This is a genomic window from Streptomyces sp. NPDC001348, from assembly GCF_053597535.1.
Window position 1 is genome coordinate 122,030 of the sequence record NZ_JBSFIK010000004.1, and the last position, 26,625, is coordinate 148,654.

Here is a 26,625-nt window from a genome sequence, read left to right on the forward strand (position 1 = left end):
CATCCGTTGCACCCTGTCCGACGCCGAAACCAATTGTGCCCACAGTCCGCCGCTATGCACGACACGCGGCGGCGAACGATGGTTGTGCGCTTACCCTGCCTCAGCGCCCCAGACGCCCGCGCACCATGCCCACGAGGGAGTTGAGCTCCTCGATGCGCATGCGGCGGGCGGCGGCGAAGAAGACGCCCAGCAGGACGGCACCGCCGGCCAGCAGCGCGGCGAAGGAACCGAGAACGCCCTGCCCGAGAGTGTGGCCGATTCCGTAGCAGGCCGCACCACTGAGCAGCGCGGCGGGTACGGAGGCGATGCACAGCCGGGCGTACGTCCGCAGCACCCGGGCGCCGTCCAGGTCGCCGCCGAGCCGCTTGCGCAGTCGCTTCCAGGCGACGCCTACACCGATGGCGTAGGCGAGGCCGTACGCCGCGGCCATGCCGGCCACGGCCCAGCGGGCGGGGAGCACGAAGTAACAGATCACTGAGACAGCAGCGTTGACCGCGGCCACAATGACGGTGTTGTAGAAGGGCGTCCGGGTGTCCTCGTAGGCGTAGAAGGCACGCAGGACGACGTACTGCACGGAATACGGAATCAGACCGAGGCCGAAGGCCATCAGCATGTATCCCATGTTGACGGCCGAGCTCGTGCCCGCGGAACCGAAGATCAGCGTGCACATGGGGATGCCGAGTGCAAGGAAGCCGAAGGAGATGGGCACGATGGCGACCGCTGTGGTGCGCAGTCCCTGGGAGATGTCGTCACGGACGGCGCCGCTGTCGTCCTCGGCGGCCGAGCGCGAGATACGCGGCAGCAGGGCGGCCATGAGGGAGACCGTGATGATGGCCTGGGGCAGGCCCCAGATCAGCTGGGCGTTGGCGTAGGCGGCGAAACCGGTGCCCTTGACGCCCGAGTGGTCGCCGGCGGCGGTGGACAGCTGGGTCACGACCATGGCGCCCGCCTGGTTGGCGAGAACGAACAGGACCGTCCACTTGGCGAGCATCGCGGCCTTGCCCAGGCCGTGGCCCCGCCAGTCGAACCGCAGTCGGATCCGGAAGCCGGTCTCGCGCAGGTAGGGGACCATCGCCAGCGCCTGTACGACCAGGCCGAGCAGCACACCGACGCCGAGCAGCCGCTGGCCCTCCGGAGGGATGTTGGTGACGTCCATGTGGGAGTTGGCGGCGGTGCCGTAGACCCAGATGAACATGCCGAGCGACACGATGATGACGATGTTGTTCAGGACCGGAGTCCACATCATCGCGCCGAACTTTCCGCGTGCGTTGAGGATCTGACCCATCACCACGTGGATGCCCATGAAGAAGATCGAGGGCAGGAAGTACCGGGTGAAGGTGACCGCGACCTCGTTGGCCGCCGGGTTGTCGGCGATGGTGGGAGACAGCATCCGTACCAGCAGCGGCGCCGCGAACATGGCGAGTCCGGTCAGCGTGGCCAGCGCCACCATCACGAGGGTCAGCAGACGGTTGGCGAAGGCCTCGCCGCCGTCCTCGTCCTCCTTCATGGAGCGCACGAGCTGGGGCACGAAGACGGAGTTGAGACCGCCGCCGACGGTGAGAATGTAGATCATCGTCGGCAGCTGGTAGGCAACCTGGAAGGAGTCGGCGAGGAAGCCGAGTCCCAGGGCTGCGGCGATCAGCGCGGAGCGAATGAATCCTGTGAGCCGGGAGACCATCGTGCCGGCCGCCATGACGGCGCTCGACTTCAGCAGGCCTGCCGCCTTGCCGCCCTTCTTCCCGGCGGGAGCCACGGGAGCGGCGGCCTCGGGGGCCGCGGGGCCCGTGGGGCCGCCCGGGGCCGCCGGAGCAGTTGCGGAGGCGGAAGCGGCGGTGCCCAGAGCGATCGTGGAGTCGGCGCCGTAGCTCCCGGGCCCGGAGGGAGGAGCGGAGGGGTACGAGGCCGCCGGGTGCTGCCCCACGGGCGCCTGGGGCCCGCCCGGCGCTGAGGACGGACCCGGCACGGACGGAGGCTCCGTCGACGCGTGGCCGCCGCCCTGCTGCTGGTCCCGGAAGAGGTGCGCGAAGGCGTCCGGCTGGTGCTGCTCCTCGCCGGAGTGGGTGACCAGGTCGTCGACGCCCACGAACTGGGTCGTGCGGGGGTCGTCACCGTACGGCAGGTACTGCGTCGGCCCGGACGGCTCCGGTGCCGGCGTCTGGGCCCACACGCGGGGGTCGGGAGCGTACGGCGACCGGTCCGGCTGGGCGTACGGCTGCTGCTGCGGGTACGTGCCCGGTGGTGGCGGGGGATGGGCGGCACGGTCGTAGAGCGCCTCGGCGACCGGGTCCTGGGCGGAGAGGTCCTGTGCCCGGTAGGGGTCCTGGTCGTAGGCGTCCTGGAGGTACATGTCCGCCGCGTGCTGCGGCGGTACCTGGCCGGGCTCGGGCGGCTCGGGGTAGCCCGAGCCGGCCGCGGCCTGGCCGCGGTCACCGTCGTACGGCGAATTCATGGTTACCCCACCTCATCGTCCCCGGGCCCACCGGCCACGACATCGCTCAACGGTCCACTCTCTCACCCGTCCCGGACGGGTCGGCGCTTTCCGGTGCGGTGTCCGGTGTCGGGTCACTCGGCTGCCCCTGGTCGTCTGCCCTGGAGCGGTCGTCGGACTCTTCCGTGGGGTGGTCCTCGGGACCTTCGGGGTTCTCCGGTCCGTCGGCTTCCTCCCCCGTCCCGTCGGGGCCGTCGTCCTCGGCCTGCCGGGCGGCCGCACGCTTGCGCTGGGTGTACATACGGAATCCGGCGAGGACCAGCAGCAGGACACCGCCGCCGATGACCAGCATCACCGTGGGCGTGACCTCGGTGACCTTCACGTCGAACGTGACCGGTGCGCCGTACTCCTGACCGTCCTGCGTGTACAGCTGGGCGATCACCGTCACCCGGCCGTTGGCGTTGGCGGAAGTGGTGAACTTCACGGACTGGCTGTGTCCGCCGGAGACGCTGACCCGCTGCTCCATGTAGGCCTTGTCACCGATCTTGAGGCGGGTCGGCATGGTGGAGGTGAGTCGCAGGACGAGGTGGTCGACGCCCTGCACCAGGTTGTTCTGGACCGTCACCGGGATGGTGGCGCTGCGGCCGGAGAGCTTCGTCTCCGACTTGTCGATCAGCTTCACCTGTTGGGCGAGGTCGTCGATGTAGTTCTCCACGCCCTGCCGGAAACCGTCCGCCTTGCTGCTCTGGCCCCGCCAGGACACGGACATCTCACGGTTCATGGCCCGCCCGAAGGGGGTCACCACCCGGGACTGGTCGGTGAGGATCACCTTGAAGTTCTCGAGCTTGTCCTCGGTCCGTGCGATCTGCTCGAAGGCCCACCGCGGCAACTCCTGCTTGCGCAGCGAGGAGGGGTAGGCGGAGGTGGACGGGATCCGTGTGGTGGCTCCGGGGTCGGGCTTGGCCTTGGCCGCCTCGGAGAGCCCCTGCGGCTCGGACCAGTTGCTGTCCTGCAGACCGGTGAGTGCCTGGGCCATGGCCTGGGCCTGGCCGATGGAGGGCATGCGCTGCGGGGCGACGACGATGCTGCGTTGCTTGTCCGTCTGATGGCCGAGCTCCAGGCTCTGGGCCAGGAAGCGTTGCACCGCGAGTGTGGTGGCGCCCGCCTTCGTGAGATCGCCCTCGAACGCCGTGGACAGCCGGGCGTCCGCGACCACCGCTGTGGTGCCCCCGCCGATCGGACGGGCCGCGGAGGGCGTGTAGGACAGGCTGCCGGTCTCCTGCAGGCTGTCGCTGCGGGCGATCACCTTGTCCGCGCCGGCGGAGGTGGCGACCTTGATGATCGAGGGGTCGACGGCGCCGTTCACGGGCCACGCGAAGTCGGTGTCGGGGGTGACGTGGAGCACGGTCTTCACCGTGGTGGCGGCGACGTCTGTGGCGTCCTTGAGGTGGCTCAGCGATCCGGTGACGCTCGTGCCGTTGTGGGCGAGGGAGGCCAGGTCCGGGTCGGCGAAGGGCAGGGCGACGACCTCCTTGCCCGCGACCGCTTCCTGCAGGTCGGCGAGCCACTGCTTGGCGACCGCCTGGTGGGTTCCCGCCGTGGTGGTGTCGCCCGGGCCCTGGATCTTGTAGTTGCCGACCATCGCGTCGACGGATGCCAGCAGATCCGGGTCGATCACCCAGGTGACGTCGAGGTCCTTGCCCAGCGCGAGCATCTGCGCGAGGCGGCCGCCGGGGGCGATCTCCTTGGCGAGGTCGTCGTTGCGGAAGACCGGAGTCTGGCGTTCGCCGGCGCCGGTCTTCGCCATCACATGGACGCTGGAGATCAGCGGCCACAGATACGTGGTCTTCGTCCTGGTGTCGGACTCGGCAGGCTGCCAGGGCAGGAAGGTGCGCTGGATGCCCAGAACCTGATCCCACGGCTGGGCGGACGTCCGGCCGGAGAGGGAGACGTCGAACTCGTAGACGCCGTCCTGGCCGAGGTCGAGCTTGTCGACCGGCACGGAGATACTGAAGTGCTCGGCGACACCCGGGGTGAGCTGGGCGAACTTTTCCACGTACTTGCCGCCGACCTCGGAGCCGACGGACGCCTGGAGATCGTCCGAGCGCTGGGCAGTGGCATCGATCGCCGACCGGGTGTCCAGGTGGGGGCCCACGCGCAGTCCCACATGGGCGTTGGCGACTGCCTGCTTGCCGTTGTTGGTCACCGTGCCGGAGACGGTCACCGTGTCCCCGTCGGTGGGAGCGCTGGGACTGAGGGAGTCCAGGGAGACGTCCACCGTGTCGGACGTGGCGGCCTGGGCGGGCGCGGCGGCGGGCAGCTGGAGCAGACCGGCCAGCAGCGGCACCCCGGCGAGCAGTGCGCCGGTGCGCCGCAGCCAGCGGCGGGCAGGTGAGGGACTCGTCCCCTGGAAGTCTGCCGCCTCGGCCACGCGCTCGCCCGTCCCTCGTCGTCGTCAGTGGTCGTCGGAATGTGCGTCCACGCATGGTAACGATGCCCGGTGAGGGGAAGTGCCGCGGTCTGCTCCGCAAGATCGGGAGACGGCGCCGTCCTGCCCCGTATTTCCGGCATCCGACGGGGAGCGGCGTACGCCCCTAACGCTGGATTTGTGAGCAAACACATCCCTCTGCTCCTGTGCCTGTCCCTCCGCGCTCAATGGAGGCGCTGCCCGGTGCCCGGGCCACGTACTCTCTTCTGTTGTGCCGAACGCCAACGAAGACACTCCGAACGCCCTGAGTCAGGCGCAGCAGCGCGCGGTGAGCGAACTGCTGCGGGTGGCCCCCGTCGCCGACGACCTTGCCCGCCGTTTCCAGGAGGCAGGGTTCTCACTCGCGCTGGTCGGCGGCTCGGTCCGGGACGCGCTCCTCGGCCGGCTCGGCAACGATCTGGACTTCACCACCGACGCCCGTCCCGAGGACGTACTGAAGATCATGCGTCCCTGGGCGGATGCGGTCTGGGAGGTCGGGATCGCCTTCGGCACGGTCGGGGCGCAGAAGGACGCCCGTGTGGGAGACGTTGATCGAAGCTTCCAGATCGAGGTGACCACCTACCGTTCGGAGGCGTACGACCGCACCTCGCGCAAGCCCGAGGTGTCGTACGGCGACTCCATCGAGGAGGACCTCGTCAGGCGTGACTTCACGGTGAACGCGATGGCCGTCGCCCTGCCGGAGAAGGAGTTCATCGACCCCCACGGCGGACTGCAGGACCTGGCGGCGGGGGCGCTGCGCACTCCGGGGACGCCCGAGGAGTCCTTCTCGGACGATCCGCTGCGGATGATGCGGGCCGCACGGTTCGCCGCCCAGCTCGACTTCGAGGTGGCCGACGAGGTCGTCACCGCGATGAAGGAGATGGCCGGGCGTATCGAGATCGTCTCGGCCGAGCGGATCCGGGACGAGCTGAACAAACTGATCCTGTCCGCGCATCCCCGCAAGGGACTGGCGCTGCTGGTCGACACCGGTCTGGCGGAGCGTGTGCTCCCCGAGCTGCCCGCCCTGCGCCTGGAGAGCGACGAGCATCACCGGCACAAGGACGTCTACGAGCACACGCTGATCGTTCTGGAGCAGGCGATCGCGCTGGAGGAGAACGGCCCCGACCTGACCCTCCGCCTGGCCGCCTTGCTGCACGACATCGGCAAGCCGCGCACGCGCCGTTTCGAGAAGGACGGCCGGGTCTCGTTCCACCACCACGAGGTGGTCGGGGCGAAGATGACCAAGAAGCGCATGACGGCCCTGAAGTACTCCAACGATCTGGTGAAGGACGTCTCGCGTCTGGTCGAGCTCCACCTGCGCTTCCATGGCTACGGCACCGGGGAGTGGACGGACTCTGCCGTACGGCGCTATGTCCGCGACGCGGGCCCGCTCCTCACCCGCCTCCACAAGCTGACCCGTTCCGACTGCACCACCCGTAACAAGCGCAAGGCAGCCGCGCTGTCCCGTGCATACGACGGCCTGGAGGAGCGCATCGCCCAGCTCCAGGAGCAGGAAGAGCTCGACGCGATCCGCCCGGACCTCGACGGCAACCAGATCATGGAGATCCTGGGGGTGGGACCCGGTCCCGTCATCGGCAAGGCCTACCAGCACATGCTGGAGCTTCGCCTGGAGCACGGACCGATGGAGCATGACGCGGCCGTGGCGGCACTCAAGGAGTGGTGGAGCGAGGAGGGCTGAGGTCGTGAAGGAGGGGCATGTTTCACGTGAAACATGCCCCCTGGATGCGCTCAGGATATGAAGAGGGGCGGTGTTTCACGTGAAACACCGCCCCTCTTCGTGTCTGCCTTACTTGTCCTTCAGGCAGAGCAGGAAGTCTTTGCCGTCACCGCTCTCGGTGTACGTGTACTTGAAGTCTTTTGCTTCGCTCCTGCACTTGTTCGACGCCATGACGTCCGTGGCGTACAGACCCTTGATCTTGGCGAGCACCACGTACTGCGCCTTCGCTGAGCCGCAGTCGACGACCTCGAGGTCCGGGTTGGTGTCGCTGCTGTTGCCGCGGTGCATGCAGTCGCCGACCTTTGCCGTGTTGGCGTCGTCCTGGCTGGATATGTAGCCGTAGAGGGCTCCGCCGGCAGCGAGCAGGATCACCACGATGGTCCTGATCGTTCGGAAGCTCATCTTGCGCTTCGGAGTCGGCGGCACCGGAGCGTAGGGGGCGGTCGCCTGCTGCGGGAAGCCGGGCTGCGGCGGGTACGGAGCCTGGCCCTGCTGCGGGAAGCCGGGCTGCGGCGGGTACGGAGCCTGGCCCTGCGGCGGCGGAGTAGTCACTCGGGGTCCCCCTCGAACACGGATGCGCGTGGCGCGAAATAAGACCTCCGTAAGTTAGCGGTTTCCGCTGACAACGCTGTAACTCAGAGGCGTTCTGTGTCTTTGATGTGACACTTAACGATGGGCAAAGCGGACCATAGCCAACGCAACCGCTCCGTAGAGCCCTGCGACAAGGACCACCAGAACGGTCGAGCGACCGTCCGGTGGGAGCATCAGAGCCGCCACGGCCGCGGCGCCCACGAAGGCGACGTTGAAAAGCACGTCGTACACGGAAAAGATCCGGCCGCGGAAACCGTCGTCGACGGAGGACTGGACGACCGTGTCGGTGGCGATCTTCGCGCCCTGGGTGGTCAGCCCCAGGACGAAGGAGGCGGCCATCAGGGGCGGGGTGGCGAACGGGAGGCCCAGTGCGGGTTCCAGCACCGCCGCGGATCCGGCGCACACGGCGATCCAGCGTCCCGGGCCGAGCCTCCCGGCCGCCCAGGGGGTCACCACGGCCGCCGAGAAGAAACCCGCACCGGAGAGCGCCAGCGCCAGCCCCAGTAGCCGGAGACCGTCTTCGGGGGCCGGGGAGAGGGCGTACCGGCACAGCATCAGCAGCATGACGAGCAGTGCGCCGTAGCAGAAGCGCATCAGCGTCATCGATACCAGCGCCCAGGCCGCAGCACGGCGCTCCGGGGCGGCGAGGTGGCGTACTCCCGCCACCAGATCGCGTGCGGTGCCGGCGAGGGCCGCGCGCAGCCGTGGCGGCGCGACCGGGCGCTCGGGACCGAGCAGATCGCGAGCCATGGTCAACGACATGAGAGCCGCGCACAGGTACAGCAGGGCACCCAGCAGGACCACCGCGGCGTCGGAGTCGGACACCACCAGTCGTACCGCGAGGGCGAGACCGCCGCCCGCGGTCGCGGCGAGCGTTCCGGCGGTCGGGGAGACGGAGTTGGCCATCACCAGGCGATCGGTGTCGACGACGCGGGGCAGCGCGGCGGAGAGACCCGAGAGGACGAAGCGGTTGACGGCGGTGACGCACAGCGCGGAAACGTAGAACAGCGCGTCCGGGACGTGGTCGGACATCAGCAGGGCGGTGGCCGCCGCCAGCAGGGCGCGCAGCATGTTGCCGTAGAGGAGGACCTGGCGGCGCCGCCAGCGGTCCAGGAAGACCCCGGCGAAGGGGCCGATCAGCGAGTACGGCAGCAGCAGCACCGCCATCGCCGAGGCGATCGCGGCGGCCGAGGTCTGCTTCTCCGGGGAGAAGACGACATAGGCGGCGAGCGCGACCTGGTAGACGCCGTCGGCACCCTGGGAGAGCAGGCGTACGGCGAGCAGGCGCCGGAAGTCGGGGAGGCGCAGCAGGACGCGCAGGTCACGGACGACGGGCATGGGGCACAGCCTCACATGAGGGAGGGCCCCCGGTGCGTAACACCCGGGGACCCTCTCAGCCCTGGCAGGAGCGTTTTTCGGTGTGACCGGTCGGTCAGCGCTCGACGTCGCCGCGGATGAACTTCTCGACGTTCTCGCGGGCTTCGTCGTCGAAGTACTGCACCGGCGGGGACTTCATGAAGTACGAGGAGGCCGACAGGATCGGGCCGCCGATGCCGCGGTCCTTGGCGATCTTCGCGGCGCGCAGGGCGTCGATGATGACGCCGGCGGAGTTCGGGGAGTCCCAGACCTCGAGCTTGTACTCCAGGTTCAGCGGGACGTCGCCGAACGCGCGGCCCTCGAGGCGGACGTAGGCCCACTTGCGGTCGTCGAGCCAGGCGACGTAGTCGGAGGGGCCGATGTGGACGTTCTTCTCGCCGAGATCCCGGTCGGGGATCTGGGAGGTGACGGCCTGCGTCTTGGAGATCTTCTTGGACTCAAGGCGGTCACGCTCGAGCATGTTCTTGAAGTCCATGTTGCCGCCGACGTTCAGCTGCATCGTACGGTCCAGGATGACGCCCCGGTCCTCGAACAGCTTCGCCATGACGCGGTGCGTGATGGTGGCGCCGACCTGCGACTTGATGTCGTCGCCGACGATCGGGACGCCCGCCTCGGTGAACTTGTCCGCCCACTCCTTGGTGCCGGCGATGAAGACCGGCAGGGCGTTGACGAAGGCGACCTTGGCGTCGATGGCGGCCTGGGCGTAGAACTTCGCCGCGTCCTCGGAGCCCACCGGCAGGTAGCAGACCAGGACGTCGACCTGCTTGTCCCTCAGGACCTGGGCGATGTCGACCGGCTCGGCGTCGGACTCCTCGATGGTCTGGCGGTAGTACTTGCCGAGGCCGTCGAGGGTGTGGCCGCGCTGGACGGTGACTCCGGTGGTGGGTACGTCGCAGATCTTGATGGTGTTGTTCTCGGAGGCGCCGATGGCGTCCGCGAGGTCGAGGCCGACCTTCTTCGCGTCGACGTCGAAGGCGGCGACGAACTCGATGTCCCGCACGTGGTAGTCACCGAACTGCACGTGCATCAGGCCGGGGACCTTGGACGCCGGGTCGGCGTCCTTGTAGTACTCGACTCCCTGCACCAGCGACGCGGCGCAGTTGCCGACGCCGACGATGGCTACGCGAACCGAACCCATTCCGGTTGCTCCCTGTGTGTACGAGTGAGGCCCTGAGTGGGACTCACGTGGCGGTGTCGTCGGGCGTATCCGTCCCAGGGGTGTCCCCGGGACGGGGCAGGACGCCCGGCGATCCAGATGTCGTGTCCTGCTGAGCGGGCCCCCCGGACGTGGCACCCTTCAGGTCCCGTCCGGCCCGCTCGCTCTCGATGAGCTCGTTCAGCCAGCGCACTTCGCGCTCCACGGACTCCATCCCGTGGCGCTGGAGCTCGAGTGTGTAGTCGTCGAGGCGCTCCCGGGTGCGCGCCAGGGAGGCGCGCATCTTCTCCAGCCGCTCCTCCAGCCGACTGCGACGGCCCTCCAGAACGCGCATGCGCACATCACGCGACGTCTGTCCGAAGAAGGCGAAGCGTGCCGCGAAGTGCTCGTCCTCGTAGGCGTCCGGTCCGGTCTGGGAGAGCAGCTCCTCGAAGTGCTCCTTACCTTCCGCCGTCAACCGATAGACGATCTTGGCGCGGCGTCCGGTCAGTGGAGCGGCGAGGGCGTCCTCGGTCGTGCTCCCCGGTTCCTCGATCAACCAGCCGTTCGCGACCAGTGTCTTGAGGCAGGGATACAGCGTTCCGTAGCTGAACGCGCGGAACACCCCGAGGGACGTGTTGAGTCGTTTGCGCAGCTCATAGCCGTGCATCGGGGATTCGCGGAGCAGGCCGAGCACGGCGAACTCGAGGATCCCGGACCGTCGGCTCATCGTCGCCTCCTCTCGCCCCCGTAGTGCGCACCCGGTTACTTATCTCGCGCTGATGTATCGACTCGATACATCTCGACGATAGAACGGCCTTCCGGACGCGACAAGAGGGGGGGTGGTGAACGGGATCACATCACCGATTCGTAGGAGATGAGTTGCCCGGTTTGCGGTGAATCTCGGGGCTCGGTGGGGTTTGGCGATGCGTAGTCTGTGCGGCATGCACACCACCGGGAACCAAGTGACGACTGGGGGGCGTCGTGTCCTCGGTGCAGTACGGGTGAATGCAGGAACGACCGCATCCGTACTTCGGGGGGACCGGAAACCAGCCGCCGTTTCCAGGCGCGCATGGGTGCGCCTGCCCGAGGAGTAATCGTTCGATGAGCGAGCACCGTCGCAAACCGCCGCAGCCGCAGGGAGGCGGACGTGCCGCGGCCCGACGCGGCCAGTCCGGCTCGTCCTCCGGCCGCCGTGCGGCTCCGCGTGGCGCCACCGGGTCTCCTTCCGACGCCTACGGCGCGGGAGGCGATGACCATCAGTACGGCAGCCGTGCCGAGGCCCGCCGCGCGGCCCAGAGAAACACCGGCGGCCGCCGCAGAGGCGCCGACGACACCGGCCCGGGCGGCCGGCGCGGCGGCCCGGGTGGGCCGACCGGCCCCGGGCGCGGCAGAGGCCGGGCGAGCGAACCCGCCAGAAGGCGCTTCATCGACTACCCCCGGGCGGGCAAGTGGGGCTGGCGCCGCTGGACGCCCTCCTGGAAACTCGTCTCGGGGCTGTTCATCGGCTTCGTCGGCAGCCTGGTCGCCCTGGTCGGCATCAGCTACGCCATGGTCCAGATCCCGAACGAGAACGTAGCCGCCCAGTCCCAGAACAACGTCTACTACTGGGGCAACGGCAAGCAGATGGTGGCCTCGGGCACCGGTGTGAACCGGCAGAACGTCACCATCGACCAGATTCCCGAAGCCATGCAGTGGGCCGTGATCTCGGCCGAGAACAAGAGCTTCTACCAGGACTCCGGCGTCGACCCCATGGGCATCGCGCGCGCCGTGGTCAACATGGCGCGCGGTGGCCAGACGCAGGGTGGTTCGACGATCACCCAGCAGTTCGTCAAGAACACCTACCTGAGCCAGGAGCAGTCGATCTCCCGGAAGTTCAAGGAGATGTTCATCTCCATCAAGGTGGGCAAGGAGCTCAAGAAGCCGCAGATCCTCCAGGGCTACCTGAACACCTCGTACTACGGTCGCGGTGCCTACGGCATCCAGGCCGCGGCGCAGACGTACTTCGGCAAGAACGCCAACAAGCTCAACCCGAGCGAGTGCGCCTTCCTCGCGGCGCTGCTCAAGGGCCCGACGTACTACGACCCGGCCGGTAATCCGGATCTCGACAAGGCGGCGAGTGCGCAGGCCAACCTCAAGCGCTCCAAGGCACGCTGGAGCTGGATCCTCGGCGAGATGCACAAGGACAAGCGCATCACCGACGCCGAGTACCAGACGGCGATCAGCCACTACCCCAAGCCCCAGGGGCGCAAGGCCAACAAGGGTATGACCGGCCAGATCAGCTACCTGGCCGACACCGCGAAGAAGTACGTGCTGGCGCACTCCAACATCACGGAGGCGCAGTTCGACCAGGGCGGCTACCAGATCTACACGACCTTCGACAAGGACAAGGTCAACGAACTGAGTGCGGCCGTGAAGAAGGTACAGAAGGATCGCCTCGACCCGAAGACGCGGGAGAAGGATAAATACGTTCAATTCGGCGCAGCGTCGGTGGTGCCCAATGACGGAGCCATCGTCGCGCTCTACGGCGGCCCGGGATACGAGAACGGCCACTTCACGAACAACGCGGACACGTCCGGTGTCCCCGTCGGCTCGACATGGAAGCCGTTCGTCCTGGCCGCCGCGATGGAGTACGGCACATACAGGACCACGCCCACGGGCCTGTCACCGCTGAGCAAGTACAACGGCAACGACAAGCTCAAGATCATGAACCAGGACGGCACTCCCGTCCTCAAGAAGGACGGTTCGGCCTTCCTCCAGCGCAACGAGAGCGATCACGCCTGGGGCTACATCACTCTGCGCAAGGCCATGGAGCAGTCCATCAACACGCCGTACGTCCAGCTCGGCATGGACGTAGGCATGTCGAAGGTGCGGGACGTCGCCAAGGCGGCCGGCATCCGGACCGGCTTCGCCAACCTCAACGCGTCCTTCGCCATCGGTACCTCCACTCCGAGCGCTATCCGTATGGCCGACGCCTACGCCACGTTCGCCGCCTCCGGCAAGCAGGCGGACCCGTACTCCGTGGTCTCCGTCAAGCACGACGGCCAGGACGAGCCCAGCTTCGACAAGCCGAAGCCGACGAAACTCGCCCAGGCGATGGACGCGAACGTGGCCAACAACGTCACGGACACGCTGGAGAACGTGATCCAGAACGGTACGGGTCAGAACGCCAAGGCCCTGGGCCGTACGGCGGCCGGCAAGACCGGTACCACCGACAGCAACAAGTCGGCCTGGTTCGTCGGCTACACCAAGCAGCTGTCGACGTCGGTCGCGATGTTCCGGGAGAACCCCAAGGACCACAGGCTGCTCTCGATGAACGGCACGGCAGGTGTCCCGTCCATCCACGGTGGTGACATCCCGACCTCCGTGTGGACCGAGTACATGAGGGCCGCGCTCAAGGGCAAGAACGACCAAGGCTTCCCGGACGCCACGGAGATCGGCAAGGTCGCGGACGAGCCGGGCGCTCCCACCCCGACTCCGTCACCCACGCTGACGCAGCCGAGCGAGAGCCCGAGCGAGTCCCCGAGCCCCACGCCCAGCGACACGCCCAGTCCGGAGTCGCCCTCGCCGACCGACACATGCCAGTTCGGCTTCAACTGTGACAACACGGGCGGCGTCGACACCGGCGGCACGGACGGCGGGGTCTCCGGTTCACCGACGCCCACGGACAGCGCCGGCAACGGAGGCAATACGAGAGGCAACGGCAACGGCGGAGGCCTCTTCGCCGGACCGACCGGCTGAGCCGCAGTCGGCCGCAGCCGCAGTGATGGCGGCGCCGACATGAGAAAGCGAACAGGGCCCTGGTTCCCGACCGGTGGCCCTGTTCGCTTTTCCGTCTCCGCCCCGACCTGTCGGACGCAAGGTGTCGCGAACTGATCTTGCTGCGTGACGTTCATGGGGGTTTCACGGCTCGCCGTGCCCTGTAGTGATCAAGCAGAGCAAGTCGACGATCCCGCGGTCCACCACCACGTGGGCCCTTGGTCCCCAGCGAGGGGAAGCGAGGCCGGCTGTGCAATGGGGGGATCCGCACTCAGGTCCTTACGGCAGGATGTGCCCCATGCCCAGTGCAGAAACGGCGCCCGCGAGCGCATACGAGCCCGAGCCGGTCCGGCCCACCCCGGTGGAGCCGGTCCGGCCGACCAGGGAGGACGAGGTCGCCGCGGCCGGCAGTGAGCTCATCGGCGGCCCCATCGGGCGGCGCGCCCTGCTCGGGACGTCCTGGTGGACGCCCGTACGGGTCGTGGCGCTGGTGGCCATCGGCATGTTCGCGCTCGGTCTGGTCCAGAAGGCCCCCTGCTACGACAGCGGCTGGTTCTTCGGCGCGAGTTCGCAGTACACGCACGCGTGCTATTCGGACATCCCGCACCTCTACCAGGGGCGGGGCTTCTCCGACGGACTGGTGCCGTACTTCGACAAGCTCCAGGGCGACATGCAGTATCTCGAGTACCCGGTGCTGACCGGCGTGTTCATGGAGGTGGCCTCCTGGCTCACACCTCACAGCGGCAGCATCCAGCACCAGGAGCAGTGGTACTGGTTCGCCAATGCCGGGATGCTGATGGTGTGCGCCGCCGTGATCGCCGTCTGCGTCACCCGTACCCACGCCCGGCGTCCCTGGGACGGCCTCCTGGTCGCCCTGGCACCCGCCTTCGCGCTGACCGCCACCATCAACTGGGACCTGCTGGCGGTGGCCCTGACGGCCGCGGCGATGCTGATGTGGTCCCGGGGCCGCACGGTGGCCTTCGGCGTCCTGCTCGGACTCGCCACGGCCGCCAAGCTCTATCCCGTCTTCCTCCTCGGGCCGCTGCTCGTGCTGTGCTGGCGCGCGGGAAAGTGGCGGGAGTTCTTCTCGGCCGTGGGCGGCGCGGTGGTCGCGTGGCTGGCCGTGAACCTGCCGGTGATGCTCTTCGCCTTCGACGGCTGGTCGAAGTTCTACACGTTCAGCCACGACCGGGGCGTCGACTTCGGTTCGTTCTGGCTGATCTGGGCCCAGAACTCCACCGACCCGCCCACCATCGACACGGTCAACCTCTTCGCCACGCTGCTGGTGGTGCTGTCGTTCGTGGGGATCGCGGTGCTCACGTTCACGGCTCCGCGCCGGCCGCGCTTCGCGCAGCTCGCCTTCCTGATGGTGGCGGCGTTCATCGTCACCAACAAGGTGTACTCGCCGCAGTACGTCCTGTGGCTGGTCCCGCTGGCCGTGCTGGCCCGGCCGAAGTGGCGGGACTTCCTGGTCTGGCAGGCGTGCGAGGTCGCGTACTTCCTGGGCATCTGGATGTACCTCGCGTACACGACCAGCGGGGACGCCCACAAGGGACTGCCGACCCACGGCTACCAGTGGGCGATCGCCCTGCACCTGTTGGGCACGCTGTACCTGTGCGCCGTCGTCGTGCGGGACATCCTCATGCCGGAGCGTGACGTGGTGCGCCGTTCCGGGGACGACGATCCCTCGGGCGGGGTGCTCGACGGCGCGGAGGACGTGTTCGTCCTCGGGCCGACGGCCCACATGCCGGGGCACGCCGCTCACCTCGACGGGCCCTACGGCCCCCAGGTGGAGTGGGGCAGCAAGGGACCGGCCGCCCCCGGGGCTGGTTCGCTCTGAGCGAACAGGCCCCGAGCCAGGCGCACGCCTTACACGAAAGGCCGTACACAAGGGGCCCTGGAGGACCCGTGTACGGCCTTTCGGCTGCCTGAGAGAGGGTCAGCGGTCGACGATCCGGTCGAACTGCGTGGTGGTGTGCCGCAGATGGGCCACCAGCTCCTCGCCCACCTTCGGCTCGGGCGCGTCCGTCGGCACGAACAGGATCGACACCTGCATGTGCGGCGGCTCCGCGAACCAGCGCTGCTTGCCGCCCCAGACGAACGGGGAGAGGTTCCGGTTCACCGTGGCGAGGCCGGCGCGTGCGACACCCTTCGCGCGCGGCATGACGCCGTGCAGGGCCTTCGGGGCCTCCAGCCCCACACCGTGCGACGTACCGCCCGCCACGACCACCAGGAAGCCGTCCGAAGCCGCCTTCTGCTGGCGGTAACCGAACCGGTCCCCCTTGGCGACGCGTGTGACGTCCAGGACGGCGCCGCGGTACTCGGTGGCCTCATGGTCGCCCAGCCACAGCCGTGTGCCGATCCGGGCGCGGAAACGGGTCTGCGGGAACTGCTGCTGCAGCCGGGCGAGGTCCTCGGCCTTGAGATGGCTGACGAACATCGTGTGCAGCGGCAGCCGGGCCGCGCGCAGCCGGTCCATCCAGCCGATGACCTCCTCGACGGCGTCCGAGCCGTCGGTGCGGTCCAGCGGCAGGTGGATCGCGAAGCCCTCCAGCCGGACGTTCTCTATGGCGGAGTGCAGCTGCGGCAGGTCCTGCTCGCTGATGCCGTGCCGCTTCATCGTGGACATCACCTCGATGACCACGCGGGCGCCCACGAGCCCGTACACGCCGTCGATGGACGACACCGACCGGATGACCCGGTCGGGCAGCGGCACCGGCTCCTCGCCGCGCCGGTACGGCGTCAGCACCAGGAGGTCGCCGCCGAACCAGTCCTTTATGCGCGCGGCCTCGTACGTGGTGCCGACGGCGAGGACGTCCGCGCCCAGCCGCGTGGCCTCCTCCGCCAGGCGCTCGTGTCCGAAGCCGTAGCCGTTGCCCTTGCAGACCGGGACCAGCCCGGGGAACTGCTCCTGCACGTGCTTGTGGTGCGCCCGCCAGCGCGCGGTGTCGACGTAGAGCGTGAGCGCCATGGCCGGACCTGGGACCTTTCTCGTGGCTGCGGTGGGGCAGAGGTGTGGACGGTGTGAGGGCTATGGAATCAAACGGCCGCGGCTCAACGGCGCGACATGTAGATGTCGAGCGCCTTGTGGAGCAGCTTGTTGAGCGGGAAGTCCCACTCGCCGAGGTACTCCGCGGCCTGTCCACCGGTGCCCACCTTGAACTGGATCAGGCCGAAGAGGTGGTCGGTCTCGTCGAGCGAGTCGGAGATGCCGCGCAGGTCGTAGACGGTGGCGCCGAGTGCGTAGGCGTCGCGCAGCATCCGCCACTGCATCGCGTTCGAGGGCCGCACCTCGCGGCCGATGTTGTCGGAGGCGCCGTAGGAGTACCAGACGTGCCCACCGACGATCAGCATCGTCGCCGCGGAGAGGTTCACGCCGTTGTGCCGGGCGAAGTACAGCCGCATCCGGTTGGGGTCCTCGGTGTTGAGGGCCGTCCACATGCGCTGGAAGTACGACAGCGGGCGGGGCCGGAAGTGGTCGCGCACGGCCGTGATCTCGTACAGCCGCTGCCATTCCGCGAGATCCTGGTAGCCACCCTGGACGACCTCGACGCCGGCCTTCTCGGCCTTCTTGATGTTGCGGCGCCACAGCTGGTTGAAGTTCTTGTGGACCTCTTCCAGGGAGCGGTTGGCGAGCGGCACCTGGTAGACGTAGCGGGGCTGTACGTCGCCGAAGCCGGCGCCGCCGTCCTCGCCCTGCTGCCAGCCCATGCGGCGCAGCTTGTCGGCCACCTCGAAGGCGCGGGGCTCGATGAAGTCGGCCTCGATGTCCCGCAGCCGCTTCACGTCCGGGTTCTGGATACCGGCCTTGATCGAGTTGGCCTCCCAGCGCCGGATGATCACCGGCGGCCCCATCTTCACGGAGAAGGCGCCCTGTTGCTTGAGGTGGGCCAGCATCGGCTGGATCCAGTCGTCCAGATTCGGCGCGAACCAGTTGATGACCGGCCCCTCGGGCAGGTACGCGAGGTAGCGCTTGATCTTGGGCAGCTGACGGTAGAGGACCAGGCCCGCGCCGACCAGCTCGCCGGTCCGCTGGTCGAACCAGCCCAGGTTCTCGGAGCGCCACTCCGCCTTTACGTCTGCCCAGGCCGGGACCTGCATGTGGCTCGCCGACGGCAGGCTCTGGATGTAGGCCAGATGCTGCTCTCGACTGATGGTCCTCAGGGTCAGGCTCATTCGGGGCGCTCCTCGGGCTGGTGTGTCCCCATGGGTACAGGGGCTCCGGCTCTAGCGCCGAAGCCTACTGCGCCTTGCGAGCGCCCCGACTGGGCGTACGGAACCTTCGCCCCGGCCCTGGGCTGCCGGGGAGTTCCGCGGTGTTCACGATGATGTCGGACGAAGGGCGTTCCGGAGGGTCAGCTGAAGAGGCCGCCGAACAGCCCGCCGTTCGCCATGCCGAGCATGAAGCCGACGCCGGAGGCACCGAGACCCACGATCAGACCGAAGCGCTCACGGGTGGTCACCGAGATCCACTGACCGCACGCGCCGACGACGATCCCCACCAGGCCGGCCCATGAGCTGAGCAGGTGCAGGCCGGGGAAGAACGAGGTGATGAAGGCCGTCACGCCGAGTACCAGCGTCACCGCCATCAGGGTGTCCTGGAGGGGATGGGGTTTGCCGTCGGTGGCGAAGAGTGATCCGGCGGTGTTGGGTCGCAATGCCTGTTGTGCCATGAGGCACCTCCTGCGTAAAGCGGCGCACGGTAGCGCCGTCCACACCCGATGTGTACAGATTGGCGGCCTCCCCGGGCGGATTTCAACCGCAAGCCGGGGTGCAGGTACTCTGTACCGTCTGCACCGGTGTCTGCCCAGTCCTGCCATGCCGTAGTCGGGACTGCCGTATTCAGCAGTTGCCGAAGCGGCCCCTGATTGTCAGTGGTGGCCGATACCGTTGCGTACGCATCACGACCCTCCTGCCACGGAACGACCGTGGCCGCTGAGTCCAAAGGAGGTGGGTTCCACATGCGTCACTACGAGGTGATGGTCATCCTCGACCCCGATCTGGAGGAGCGCGCTGTCTCCCCCCTGATCGAGAACTTCCTCTCCGTCGTCCGCGAGGGCAACGGCAAGGTGGAGAAGGTCGACACCTGGGGCCGTCGTCGTCTCTCGTACGAGATCAAGAAGAAGCCTGAGGGCATCTACTCGGTCATCGACCTGCAGGCCGAGCCTGCGGTCGTGAAGGAGCTCGACCGCCAGATGAACCTGAACGAGTCGGTCCTCCGGACCAAGGTCCTTCGTCCCGAGACCCACTGAGCTCTTCCGCTCAGCTGATCCCGGGATTCGAGTAGCACCAAGCAGCCAGCAGCAAACCCGCCGAGAGGTTCCCCCATGGCAGGCGAGACCGTCATCACGGTCGTCGGCAATCTTGTCGACGACCCCGAGCTGCGCTTCACCCCGTCCGGTGCGGCGGTCGCGAAGTTCCGTGTCGCGTCCACCCCCCGCACCTTCGATCGTCAGACCAACGAGTGGAAGGACGGCGAGAGCCTCTTCCTGACCTGCTCGGTCTGGCGTCAGGCGGCGGAGAACGTCGCCGAGTCGCTTCAGCGAGGCATGCGCGTCATCGTGCAGGGCCGGCTGAAGCAGCGGTCCTACGAGGACCGCGAGGGCGTCAAGCGCACGGTCTACGAGCTGGACGTCGAGGAAGTCGGCGCCAGCCTGCGCAATGCCACGGCCAAGGTCACCAAGACCGCCGGCCGCGGTGGCCAGGGCCAGGGTGGTTACGGCGGCGGTGGCGGCCAGCAGGGTGGCGGCGGCTGGGGCGGTGGCCCCGGTGGCGGCCAGCAGGGTGGCGGCGCTCCTGCCGACGACCCGTGGGCGACCGGCGCTCCCGCCGGTGGCCAGCAGGGTGGCGGCGGTGGCTGGGGCGGTGGCTCCGGCGGCGGTGGCGGCTACTCGGACGAGCCCCCCTTCTAGGCCCTCGGGCCAAGGGCGGGTCGTACCCAAACTTCTTGATCACACAGGAGAAACACCATGGCGAAGCCGCCTGTGCGCAAGCCGAAGAAGAAGGTCTGCGCTTTCTGCAAGGACAAGGTCACGTACGTGGACTACAAGGACACGAACATGCTGCGGAAGTTCATTTCCGACCGCGGCAAGATCCGTGCCCGCCGCGTGACCGGCAACTGCACGCAGCACCAGCGTGACGTCGCCACGGCCGTGAAGAACAGCCGTGAGATGGCGCTGCTGCCCTACACCTCCACCGCGCGATAAGGGAAGGGTGACCGACACATGAAGATCATCCTCACCCACGAGGTCTCCGGCCTCGGTGCCGCGGGCGACGTCGTCGACGTCAAGGACGGTTACGCTCGCAACTACCTGATCCCGCGGAAGTTCGCGATCCGCTGGACCAAGGGTGGCGAGAAGGACGTCGAGCAGATCCGTCGCGCTCGCAAGATCCACGAGATCCAGACCATCGAGCAGGCCAACGCTGTGAAGGCCCAGCTCGAGGGTGTCAAGGTTCGTCTGGCCGTCCGCTCCGGCGACGCCGGTCGTCTCTTCGGTTCCGTCACCCCGGCCGACATCGCGTCCGCGATCAAGGCGTCCGGTGGCCCCGAGGTCGACAAGCGCCGCATCGAGCTGTCCGCTCCGATCAAGACCCTGGGCGCCCACGAGACGTCCGTGCGTCTGCACCCCGAGGTTGCCGCCAAGGTCAACATCGAGGTCATCGCCGCGTGATCGCTGCGTTCGGCTTGAACAGCTGAGAGCTTGAACAGCTGAGAGCTTCAATAGCTCAGAGAAGGGGCCGCACCCGCTGGGGTGCGGCCCCTTCTTCGCTGTGTTTCACGTGAAACGCCGGTTTCCCGTGAAACATCAGCGCGTCGCGCCGGTGACGATCCAGCGGCCCGAGCGGCTGCGCAGCCACAAGGTCAGCATGCGTACGGTCATCATCAGTGTCATGGCCGCCCAGACCGCGGTGAGCCCGCCGCCGAAGACGGGGATCAGCAGCGCCACCGGGGCGAAGACCGCAAGCGTCACCAGCATGGCCCCGGCCAGATACCGCCCGTCTCCGGCGCCCATGAGGACGCCGTCGAGTACGAAGACAACGCCGCAGACCGGCTGGGAGACGGCCACCATGAGCAGTGCCGGCAGGGCGGCGTCCTTCACGACGGTGTCGCTGGTGAACAGTGGCAGGAAGAGAGGTCGCGTCACGATCACCAGCAGTCCGAGAAGCACCCCGACCGCCACGCCCCACTGCACCATCCGACGGCAGGCCTCCCGGGCACCCCGGGCGTCGTCCGCCCCCAGATAGCGTCCGATGATGGCCTGTCCGGCGATCGCGATGGCATCGAGGGCGAAGGCCAGCAGACTCCACAGGGAAAGGATGATCTGGTGGGCCGCGATGTCGGCGTCACCGAGGCGGGCCGCGACTGCTGTGGCGATCATGAGGACCGCTCGCAGCGACAGTGTCCGGACCAACAGGGGGACACCTGCCTGGGCCGAGGCACGGATGCCGGAGGCGTCGGGACGCAGGGACGCCCCATGGCGACGGGCCCCTCGGACGACGACGCCGAGATACACCAATGCCATCCCGCACTGGGCGATCACGGTGCCCCACGCGGAACCGGCGATACCGAGCCCGGCGCCGTAGACGAGCCCGGCGTTGAGAGCAGCGTTGGCGACGAATCCCGCTACGGCGACGTACAGAGGTGTCCTGGTGTCCTGCAGTCCCCGCAGAACACCGGTGGCGGCGAGCACGGTCAGCATGGCCGGGATGCCCAGTGCGGAGATCCGTAGATAGCTTGTCGCATACGGGGCAGCTGTGGGCGAGGCGCCGAAGAGGTGGACCAGTGCGGGTGCCAGGGGCACGGTGAGGGCGATGACGACCGCACCCAGCATGAGTGCGAGCCAGATCCCGTCCATGCCCTGGCGGATGGCCGCCTGGAGGTCACCCGCGCCCACGCGTCGGGCGACGGCCGCCGTGGTGGCGTAGGCGAGGAACACGAAGACACTCACGGCTGTCGTGAGGAGGGCCGAGGCCACTCCTAGGCCGGCGAGCTGGGCTGTGCCGAGATGCCCGACGATCGCGCTGTCGGCCATGACGAACAAGGGCTCGGCGACGAGTGCGCCGAAGGCGGGGACGGCCAGCGTGATGATCTCGCGGTCGTGCCGCCGCCGGTCGACCTTGGAGACCACGGAAGCCTGTGTCATGAGCACCAATCTAATCGTCCACAGGTAATAGGTGCAATTACCTCGCGTCTATTACGTTAGGTTGCAGGTCGCGCGCTTGTGCACACCATCGGGGGCGATCTTGGCCCGACTGGGAAAGTTTTTCTTCTGCACAGCCCGTGGACGGTGAAACCGCAGGTCAGATGGGTTTGAGTGGCGGAAGCGAGGGCTTGTTCACAGCGCTGTCCACCGGGTCGTGCACAGGTTTCGGTGAGTTCTCCACAGCATCGGGCCCGTCGTCCACATGGCCTGTGGATAACCAGATTGGCTGACGGTGCCGACGGGCCTACCGTTGTCCGGCGCCCGCTCCTTCCGTCGGACCCGGAAACCTCGCAAAACCGACACGACGGAACCGGAGTTGGGTCTCTCAGTTGTCAGTGTCGTGCCGTAGAAATGAGGGCACGGCGAGGTCCGCCCCGGGCGGACGGGAGGAGGTGGCTCGGTGAGCATTTCCGAGCCCTTGGACGATCCGTGGGCCGACAGCGGTCCCAGCGATCGCCTGCCCGCCTCCCGCCGCAGCAGCGGTGGCCGCGGCCGTGACGAGCAGCACGACCGGGGCGGCGACGGCGGTCCCTGGGACGGTGGCGGTTCTTCCTTCGAGCGGGTGCCGCCGCAGGACCTCGATGCCGAGCAGTCCGTGCTCGGCGGCATGCTGCTCTCCAAGGACGCCATCGCCGACGTCGTCGAGGTCCTCAAAGGACACGACTTCTACAAGCCCGCGCACGAGACGATCTACCAGGCGATCCTCGACGTCTATGCCAAGGGGGAGCCCGCCGACCCCATCACCATCGCCGCCGAGCTCACCAAACGCGGTGAGATCAACAAGATCGGCGGAGCGGCGTATCTGCACACCCTGGTCCAGACCGTACCGACGGCGGCGAACGCCGAGTACTACGCGGAGATCGTGCACGAGCGCGCGGTGCTGCGCCGTCTGGTCGAAGCCGGCACGCGCATCACACAGATGGGATATGCGGCCGACGACGACGTCGACGAGATCGTCAACCGGGCCCAGGCCGAGATCTATGCCGTCACCGAGCAGCGCACCAGCGAGGACTACCTGCCGCTCGGCGACATCATGGAGGGCGCTCTCGACGAGATCGAGGCGATCGGCTCGCGCAGCGGCGAGATGACGGGCGTGCCCACCGGGTTCACCGATTTCGACTCGCTCACGAACGGTCTGCACCCCGGGCAGATGATCGTCATCGCGGCGCGTCCCGCCATGGGTAAGTCGACGCTGGCCCTGGACTTCGCGCGCGCCGCCTCCATCAAGAACAACCTGCCGAGCGTCATCTTCTCGCTCGAGATGGGGCGCAACGAGATCGCGATGCGCCTGCTGTCCGCCGAGGCACGGGTCGCCCTGCACCACATGCGCTCGGGCACGATGACCGACGAGGACTGGACGCGGCTGGCCCGCCGCATGCCGGACGTGTCGGCCGCACCGCTCTTCATCGACGACTCCCCGAACCTGTCGATGATGGAGATCCGCGCCAAGTGCCGTCGTCTGAAGCAGCGCAACGACATCCGTCTGGTCGTCATCGACTACCTCCAGCTGATGCAGTCCGGCGGTTCCAAGCGGGCCGAGAGCCGTCAGCAGGAGGTCTCGGACATGTCCCGTAACCTGAAGCTGCTGGCCAAGGAACTGGAGATTCCGGTCATCGCGCTGTCCCAGCTCAACCGTGGCCCCGAGCAGCGCACCGACAAAAAGCCGATGGTCTCCGACCTGCGTGAGTCCGGGTCCATCGAGCAGGACGCCGACATGGTCATCCTGCTGCACCGCGAGGACGCCTACGAGAAGGAGTCGCCCCGCGCGGGCGAGGCCGACCTGATCGTCGCCAAGCACCGAAACGGTCCGACGGCCACGATCACTGTCGCGTTCCAGGGACACTACTCGCGGTTCGTGGACATGGCGCAGACCTGATCCACGGGCCCGGCCAAACCGACTCGACGGCCGTAGGTCCGGCGAGATGGACTGGCACCATGACGACATCTCACGAAGAGCTGCTGCCCGCCACCCGGCGTGCCCTGTCGCACCGGATCGCCGTAGCCCAGACCGAAGGCCGCGCACCGTCGCTGGTCGCGGCAGTGGTGCGGGGCGGACGGACGGTATGGCACGGTGCGCGGACCTGCGTGGACGGTCATGGGCCCGACGAGAACGTCCAGTACCGGATCGGGTCGATCACCAAGACGTTCACCGCCGTCCTGGTGCTGCGGCTGCGCGACGAGGGCCTGCTCGACCTAGGAGACCGGCTGGAGAAGCATCTGCCCGGCACCGGCGCCGGGGAGGCCACCATCGCCGGACTGCTCTCGCACACGGGTGGGCTGGCGGCCGAGTCGCCCGCACCGTGGTGGGAGCGCACTCCCGGATCGCTGCGCCCCGAAGTAAGTGACGTACTGGGCGAGCAGCCGCTGGTGCATCCGGTCGGCCGCCGGTTCCACTACTCGAACCCCGGCTACACCTTGCTGGGTGCGCTGGTGGAGGAGTTGCGCCAAGCCCTCTGGGAGGAGGTACTTGAGCGCGAGGTGCTCGTACCCCTGGGCCTGCACCGTACGAGCGCCCGGCCCCAGGCGCCCCACGCGGGCGGCTGGGCGGTGCATCCGTGGGCCGACGCGCTGCTGCCGGAGCCGGTGGAGGATCTTGGCCGTATGGCACCTGCCGGTCAACTGTGGTCGACCACCGGCGACTTGGCGCGCTTCGCGGCCTTTCTGGCCAAGGGGGACGACCGTGTGCTGAGCGCGGAGTCGGTGCGGGAGATGCGGACGCCCGCGGCGCCGGCTGAGACGGCGGACGTGATGGACGGTGCGACCTACGGACTCGGCCTGCAGATTCAGCATCATGACGGCAGGTTGCTCGTGGGGCACTCCGGCTCGTTGCCGGGCTTCCTGGCGAACCTCACCATCGGTGTGGCGGACGATGTCGCGGCGGTGGTGCTGGCCAACTGCACCTCCGGCCCGCTGCTGTCCGTGGTGGGGGCCGACCTCGTACGCATCGTCGCCGAGGCCGAACCACGGATTCCCGAGCCCTGGCGACCGCTGCCGGAGGTCGACCACTCGGTGCTGGAGCTGGCGGGGCAGTGGTACTGGGGTACACATGCCTTCGCACTGCGGGTGACAGCCGACGGGCTCGTCTCCTTGGGGCCGCTGTCCGGGAACGGCCGCGGCTCGCGTTTCCGGGCCAACGGTGACGGCACCTGGACGGGGTTGGAGGGCTACTACGCCGGAGAGCTTCTGCGGCCCGTGCGGCGGCCGGACGGAGCCCTCGGGCATCTGGACCTCGGATCGTTCGTGTTCACCCGTCAGCCGTACGACGAGACGGCTGCCGTGCCCGGCGGTGTGGACCCCGAGGGCTGGCGGGGGATTCGCTAGCCACCGGTGACCGGTGGCTCGTTTCATGTGAAACAAGCCACCGGGACGCGCTCACAGCTGGAGTTTGAAGCCCACGTGTGAGGCCGTGAAGCCGAGCCGCTCGTAGAAGCGGTGGGCGTCGCTCCGTGTGTTGTCGGAAGTCAGCTGCACCAGCCGGCAATCCAGACGCCTGGATTCGTCGATCGCCCATTCGATGAGCCGTGTGCCCAGACCGCTGCCGCGTTCTTCCGCGTGAATGCGGACTCCCTCGATGATCGACCTGGTGGCCCCACGCCTCGACAACCCCGGAATGATCGTGAGCTGGAGCGTGCCGACGACTCGGCCCTCTCGTTCCGCGACGACCAGAATTTGGTTCGGGTCTGCGTCGATCCGCTTGAGAGCGGTGACGTACGGGCTCAGGTCGTCCGGTGACTCTCGTTCTGCGCCGAGCGGGTCGTCGGCGAGCATGCCGACGATGACCGGAATGTCGTCGGCGACGGCGGCCCGTATCTCGAGATGATCTTCCATGGGTGCACCCTATGCGGGCACCTTCGAGTTCCCGGTGCAGCGGTGGCCGCTCTTCTCCGTGCAGCGCCAGCTCAGCTCGCCGCCACTGTGAGGGGGGCGAACCGGCGGGTCCAGTCACCGGGTAGCTCCGTGATGCCGTACACCATGACGGAGTTGCAGGCCACGGTCTCCAGGCCGCGCTCCTTCACCCAGGCCAGCAGCGCAGCGTGCCGCACGTCGATGTCGGTACGCAGCGGGCGGTCGGTGCGGGCGGCGAGCGAGGCGAAGAGGGCCTGCGCCGTCTCGGTGTCGCGGGCGATCAGCGGTCCGATGACCTGGGTGTCCATGTTGGGCCAGGCTCCCGCGTACCCGGTGACCCGGCCGTTCTCCTCTGCGATACGCAGTTGGTCGGTGAAGGCGGGCAGTCGCGTGATGATGTGCGTGCGGTCTGCCCCGAAGACCTCCTCGTCGAGCCGGATGATGGCGGCCAGGTCCTCGGCGGTGGCCGCTCGCGTCGCGACCCCGTTTTCCGGCCCACGTGGCGTGAAGGGTCCCATGACCATCTCCGCCTGTCCGATGACCTTGAAACCGAGCTCCTCGTACAGCGGGCGGCCGTAAGGCGTCGCGTGCAGGGCGAGCGGCGTCGTCCCGGTCGCCGCGATGACATGGCGCATCAGACGGCGTCCGATGCCCCGGCGGGCGTACCGCTCGGCTACCAGCACCATGCCGATGGCTCCGAGATCAGGGCGATCCTGCGGACCGTACTGAGTGACGACGCACGCGGCGATCAGACCACCGCCGGGATCGTCGATGCCATAGCCTCGTCCGGCGATGAGGAGGAAGCCCCACTTGTGCTCCTCCCGCGGCCACCCCCGGTCTTCGGACAAGTCGGCGCAGGCGGTGAGATCACGCAGCGTCAGACGACGGATGGGCAGAGCGTCGAGGGATGGAGTCGGCACGCAGGTCAGGCTGTCCGACCATGGCCCCTGGCGTCCACCCGTTTCGGGTCACACGCGGATGCTTTTGGCCATGTCGTAGTCATCCGCACAGCTCATGGACAGGGTCCGGGTGTTTCACGTGAAACATCGGCGAACGGTGAGCGTACGGCAGGTCGCTGAT

At 68.1% G+C, this 26,625-nt stretch carries 21 protein-coding genes; 9 read left to right on the forward strand and 12 right to left on the reverse strand.

Annotated elements, in window-relative coordinates:
* Positions 1 to 100: 100 nt before the first annotated feature.
* Positions 101 to 2,449 carry a murein biosynthesis integral membrane protein MurJ gene (gene murJ, locus ACWC21_RS05735; RefSeq protein WP_450878495.1) on the reverse strand — a complete coding sequence of 783 codons (2,349 nt, stop codon included), beginning with the start codon at positions 2,447 to 2,449 and terminating at the stop codon, positions 101 to 103.
* A 46-nt stretch (positions 2,450 to 2,495) separates the two neighbouring features.
* Positions 2,496 to 4,859: a DUF6049 family protein gene (locus ACWC21_RS05740; protein WP_450878497.1), complete on the reverse strand. Its 2,364-nt coding sequence runs from the start codon at positions 4,857 to 4,859 to the stop codon at positions 2,496 to 2,498.
* 268 nt (positions 4,860 to 5,127) lie between these two features.
* On the opposite strand from ACWC21_RS05740, the gene ACWC21_RS05745 reads away from it, so the two are divergent.
* Positions 5,128 to 6,594: a CCA tRNA nucleotidyltransferase gene (locus tag ACWC21_RS05745; RefSeq protein WP_450878499.1), complete on the forward strand. Its 1,467-nt coding sequence runs from the start codon at positions 5,128 to 5,130 to the stop codon at positions 6,592 to 6,594.
* Between the two features lie 108 nt (positions 6,595 to 6,702).
* On the opposite strand, the gene ACWC21_RS05750 is transcribed toward ACWC21_RS05745, so the two are convergent.
* The 4 genes from ACWC21_RS05750 to ACWC21_RS05765 all read right to left on the reverse strand — a co-directional run bounded on the left by ACWC21_RS05750 (position 6,703) and on the right by ACWC21_RS05765 (position 10,466).
* Entirely contained in the window at positions 6,703 to 7,185 is a 483-nt protein-coding gene (locus tag ACWC21_RS05750; RefSeq protein ID WP_450878501.1) for an LppU/SCO3897 family protein, read from the reverse strand.
* Positions 7,186 to 7,299: 114 nt separating this feature from the next.
* Entirely contained in the window at positions 7,300 to 8,562 is a 1,263-nt protein-coding gene (locus ACWC21_RS05755) for an MFS transporter (RefSeq protein ID WP_450878503.1), read from the reverse strand.
* A 94-nt stretch (positions 8,563 to 8,656) separates the two neighbouring features.
* Positions 8,657 to 9,739: an inositol-3-phosphate synthase gene (locus tag ACWC21_RS05760; protein WP_450878504.1), complete on the reverse strand. Its 1,083-nt coding sequence runs from the start codon at positions 9,737 to 9,739 to the stop codon at positions 8,657 to 8,659.
* Between the two features lie 43 nt (positions 9,740 to 9,782).
* A complete protein-coding gene (locus tag ACWC21_RS05765; RefSeq protein ID WP_450878506.1) occupies positions 9,783 to 10,466 on the reverse strand; it encodes a helix-turn-helix transcriptional regulator in 684 nt (227 codons plus the stop codon).
* A gap of 374 nt (positions 10,467 to 10,840) precedes the next feature.
* On the opposite strand from ACWC21_RS05765, the gene ACWC21_RS05770 reads away from it, so the two are divergent.
* Together ACWC21_RS05770 and ACWC21_RS05775 are read left to right on the forward strand one after the other, a co-directional pair.
* On the forward strand, positions 10,841 to 13,477 hold the full coding sequence (locus ACWC21_RS05770; protein WP_450878508.1) for a transglycosylase domain-containing protein: 2,637 nt from the start codon (positions 10,841 to 10,843) through the stop codon (positions 13,475 to 13,477).
* Positions 13,478 to 13,793: 316 nt separating this feature from the next.
* Positions 13,794 to 15,335, forward strand: coding sequence for a glycosyltransferase family 87 protein (locus tag ACWC21_RS05775; protein ID WP_450878510.1), 1,542 nt, complete (start codon positions 13,794 to 13,796; stop codon positions 15,333 to 15,335).
* A 99-nt stretch (positions 15,336 to 15,434) separates the two neighbouring features.
* Here the strand turns inward: ACWC21_RS05775 and ACWC21_RS05780 are convergent, their stop codons facing one another.
* The 3 genes from ACWC21_RS05780 to ACWC21_RS05790 form a co-directional block, all read right to left on the reverse strand.
* The gene (locus ACWC21_RS05780; RefSeq protein WP_388792498.1) at positions 15,435 to 16,466 is read right to left on the reverse strand and encodes an alanine racemase; all 1,032 of its coding nucleotides are present in this window, start codon (positions 16,464 to 16,466) and stop codon (positions 15,435 to 15,437) included.
* Between the two features lie 83 nt (positions 16,467 to 16,549).
* Positions 16,550 to 17,671 carry a peptidoglycan bridge formation glycyltransferase FemX gene (femX, locus tag ACWC21_RS05785; protein WP_450878512.1) on the reverse strand — a complete coding sequence of 374 codons (1,122 nt, stop codon included), beginning with the start codon at positions 17,669 to 17,671 and terminating at the stop codon, positions 16,550 to 16,552.
* Positions 17,672 to 17,850: 179 nt separating this feature from the next.
* Entirely contained in the window at positions 17,851 to 18,168 is a 318-nt protein-coding gene (locus ACWC21_RS05790) for a hypothetical protein (protein ID WP_450878514.1), read from the reverse strand.
* A 288-nt stretch (positions 18,169 to 18,456) separates the two neighbouring features.
* Between ACWC21_RS05790 and rpsF the strand changes: the two genes are divergently transcribed.
* The 4 genes from rpsF (at position 18,457) to rplI (ending at position 20,166) form a co-directional block, all read left to right on the forward strand.
* Positions 18,457 to 18,747, forward strand: coding sequence for a 30S ribosomal protein S6 (gene rpsF / locus ACWC21_RS05795; RefSeq protein WP_006604399.1), 291 nt, complete (start codon positions 18,457 to 18,459; stop codon positions 18,745 to 18,747).
* A 75-nt stretch (positions 18,748 to 18,822) separates the two neighbouring features.
* Positions 18,823 to 19,407, forward strand: a complete 585-nt coding sequence (locus ACWC21_RS05800) for a single-stranded DNA-binding protein (protein ID WP_450878516.1) — start codon at positions 18,823 to 18,825, stop codon at positions 19,405 to 19,407.
* Between the two features lie 57 nt (positions 19,408 to 19,464).
* Positions 19,465 to 19,701, forward strand: a complete 237-nt coding sequence (rpsR, locus tag ACWC21_RS05805; RefSeq protein WP_003949403.1) for a 30S ribosomal protein S18 — start codon at positions 19,465 to 19,467, stop codon at positions 19,699 to 19,701.
* An 18-nt stretch (positions 19,702 to 19,719) separates the two neighbouring features.
* Positions 19,720 to 20,166 (forward strand): 50S ribosomal protein L9, encoded by a 447-nt coding sequence (gene rplI / locus ACWC21_RS05810; protein WP_388792490.1) that lies wholly within the window; start codon positions 19,720 to 19,722, stop codon positions 20,164 to 20,166.
* Positions 20,167 to 20,301: 135 nt separating this feature from the next.
* Here rplI and ACWC21_RS05815 read toward each other — a convergent pair whose 3' ends face one another.
* The gene (locus tag ACWC21_RS05815) at positions 20,302 to 21,639 is read right to left on the reverse strand and encodes an MATE family efflux transporter (protein WP_450878518.1); all 1,338 of its coding nucleotides are present in this window, start codon (positions 21,637 to 21,639) and stop codon (positions 20,302 to 20,304) included.
* A 460-nt stretch (positions 21,640 to 22,099) separates the two neighbouring features.
* On the opposite strand from ACWC21_RS05815, the gene dnaB reads away from it, so the two are divergent.
* Both dnaB and ACWC21_RS05825 read left to right on the forward strand, forming a co-directional pair.
* A complete protein-coding gene (gene dnaB / locus ACWC21_RS05820; protein WP_450878520.1) occupies positions 22,100 to 23,575 on the forward strand; it encodes a replicative DNA helicase in 1,476 nt (491 codons plus the stop codon).
* Positions 23,576 to 23,634: 59 nt separating this feature from the next.
* Entirely contained in the window at positions 23,635 to 25,020 is a 1,386-nt protein-coding gene (locus ACWC21_RS05825; RefSeq protein ID WP_450878522.1) for a serine hydrolase domain-containing protein, read from the forward strand.
* A gap of 51 nt (positions 25,021 to 25,071) precedes the next feature.
* Here ACWC21_RS05825 and ACWC21_RS05830 read toward each other — a convergent pair whose 3' ends face one another.
* Both ACWC21_RS05830 and ACWC21_RS05835 read right to left on the reverse strand, forming a co-directional pair.
* A complete protein-coding gene (locus ACWC21_RS05830) occupies positions 25,072 to 25,527 on the reverse strand; it encodes a GNAT family N-acetyltransferase (protein ID WP_450878524.1) in 456 nt (151 codons plus the stop codon).
* Between the two features lie 71 nt (positions 25,528 to 25,598).
* Positions 25,599 to 26,465: a GNAT family N-acetyltransferase gene (locus tag ACWC21_RS05835; RefSeq protein WP_450878526.1), complete on the reverse strand. Its 867-nt coding sequence runs from the start codon at positions 26,463 to 26,465 to the stop codon at positions 25,599 to 25,601.
* Positions 26,466 to 26,625 lie beyond the last annotated feature (160 nt).

Bases quoted from the DNA above. Each gene is read 5' to 3' on its own strand.
- rplI (WP_388792490.1), top strand. From the start codon at position 19,720: ATGAAGATCATCCTCACCCACGAGGTCTCCGGCCTCGGTGCCGCGGGC.
- ACWC21_RS05760 (WP_450878504.1), bottom strand. From the start codon at position 9,739: ATGGGTTCGGTTCGCGTAGCCATCGTCGGCGTCGGCAACTGCGCCGCG.
- rpsR (WP_003949403.1), top strand. From the start codon at position 19,465: ATGGCGAAGCCGCCTGTGCGCAAGCCGAAGAAGAAGGTCTGCGCTTTC.
- ACWC21_RS05755 (WP_450878503.1), bottom strand. From the start codon at position 8,562: ATGCCCGTCGTCCGTGACCTGCGCGTCCTGCTGCGCCTCCCCGACTTC.
- ACWC21_RS05825 (WP_450878522.1), top strand. From the start codon at position 23,635: ATGACGACATCTCACGAAGAGCTGCTGCCCGCCACCCGGCGTGCCCTG.
- ACWC21_RS05770 (WP_450878508.1), top strand. From the start codon at position 10,841: ATGAGCGAGCACCGTCGCAAACCGCCGCAGCCGCAGGGAGGCGGACGT.
- ACWC21_RS05780 (WP_388792498.1), bottom strand. From the start codon at position 16,466: ATGGCGCTCACGCTCTACGTCGACACCGCGCGCTGGCGGGCGCACCAC.
- ACWC21_RS05800 (WP_450878516.1), top strand. From the start codon at position 18,823: ATGGCAGGCGAGACCGTCATCACGGTCGTCGGCAATCTTGTCGACGAC.
- ACWC21_RS05830 (WP_450878524.1), bottom strand. From the start codon at position 25,527: ATGGAAGATCATCTCGAGATACGGGCCGCCGTCGCCGACGACATTCCG.
- ACWC21_RS05775 (WP_450878510.1), top strand. From the start codon at position 13,794: ATGCCCAGTGCAGAAACGGCGCCCGCGAGCGCATACGAGCCCGAGCCG.
- murJ (WP_450878495.1), bottom strand. From the start codon at position 2,449: ATGAATTCGCCGTACGACGGTGACCGCGGCCAGGCCGCGGCCGGCTCG.
- femX (WP_450878512.1), bottom strand. From the start codon at position 17,671: ATGAGCCTGACCCTGAGGACCATCAGTCGAGAGCAGCATCTGGCCTAC.
- ACWC21_RS05790 (WP_450878514.1), bottom strand. From the start codon at position 18,168: ATGGCACAACAGGCATTGCGACCCAACACCGCCGGATCACTCTTCGCC.
- rpsF (WP_006604399.1), top strand. From the start codon at position 18,457: ATGCGTCACTACGAGGTGATGGTCATCCTCGACCCCGATCTGGAGGAG.
- ACWC21_RS05765 (WP_450878506.1), bottom strand. From the start codon at position 10,466: ATGAGCCGACGGTCCGGGATCCTCGAGTTCGCCGTGCTCGGCCTGCTC.
- ACWC21_RS05815 (WP_450878518.1), bottom strand. From the start codon at position 21,639: ATGACACAGGCTTCCGTGGTCTCCAAGGTCGACCGGCGGCGGCACGAC.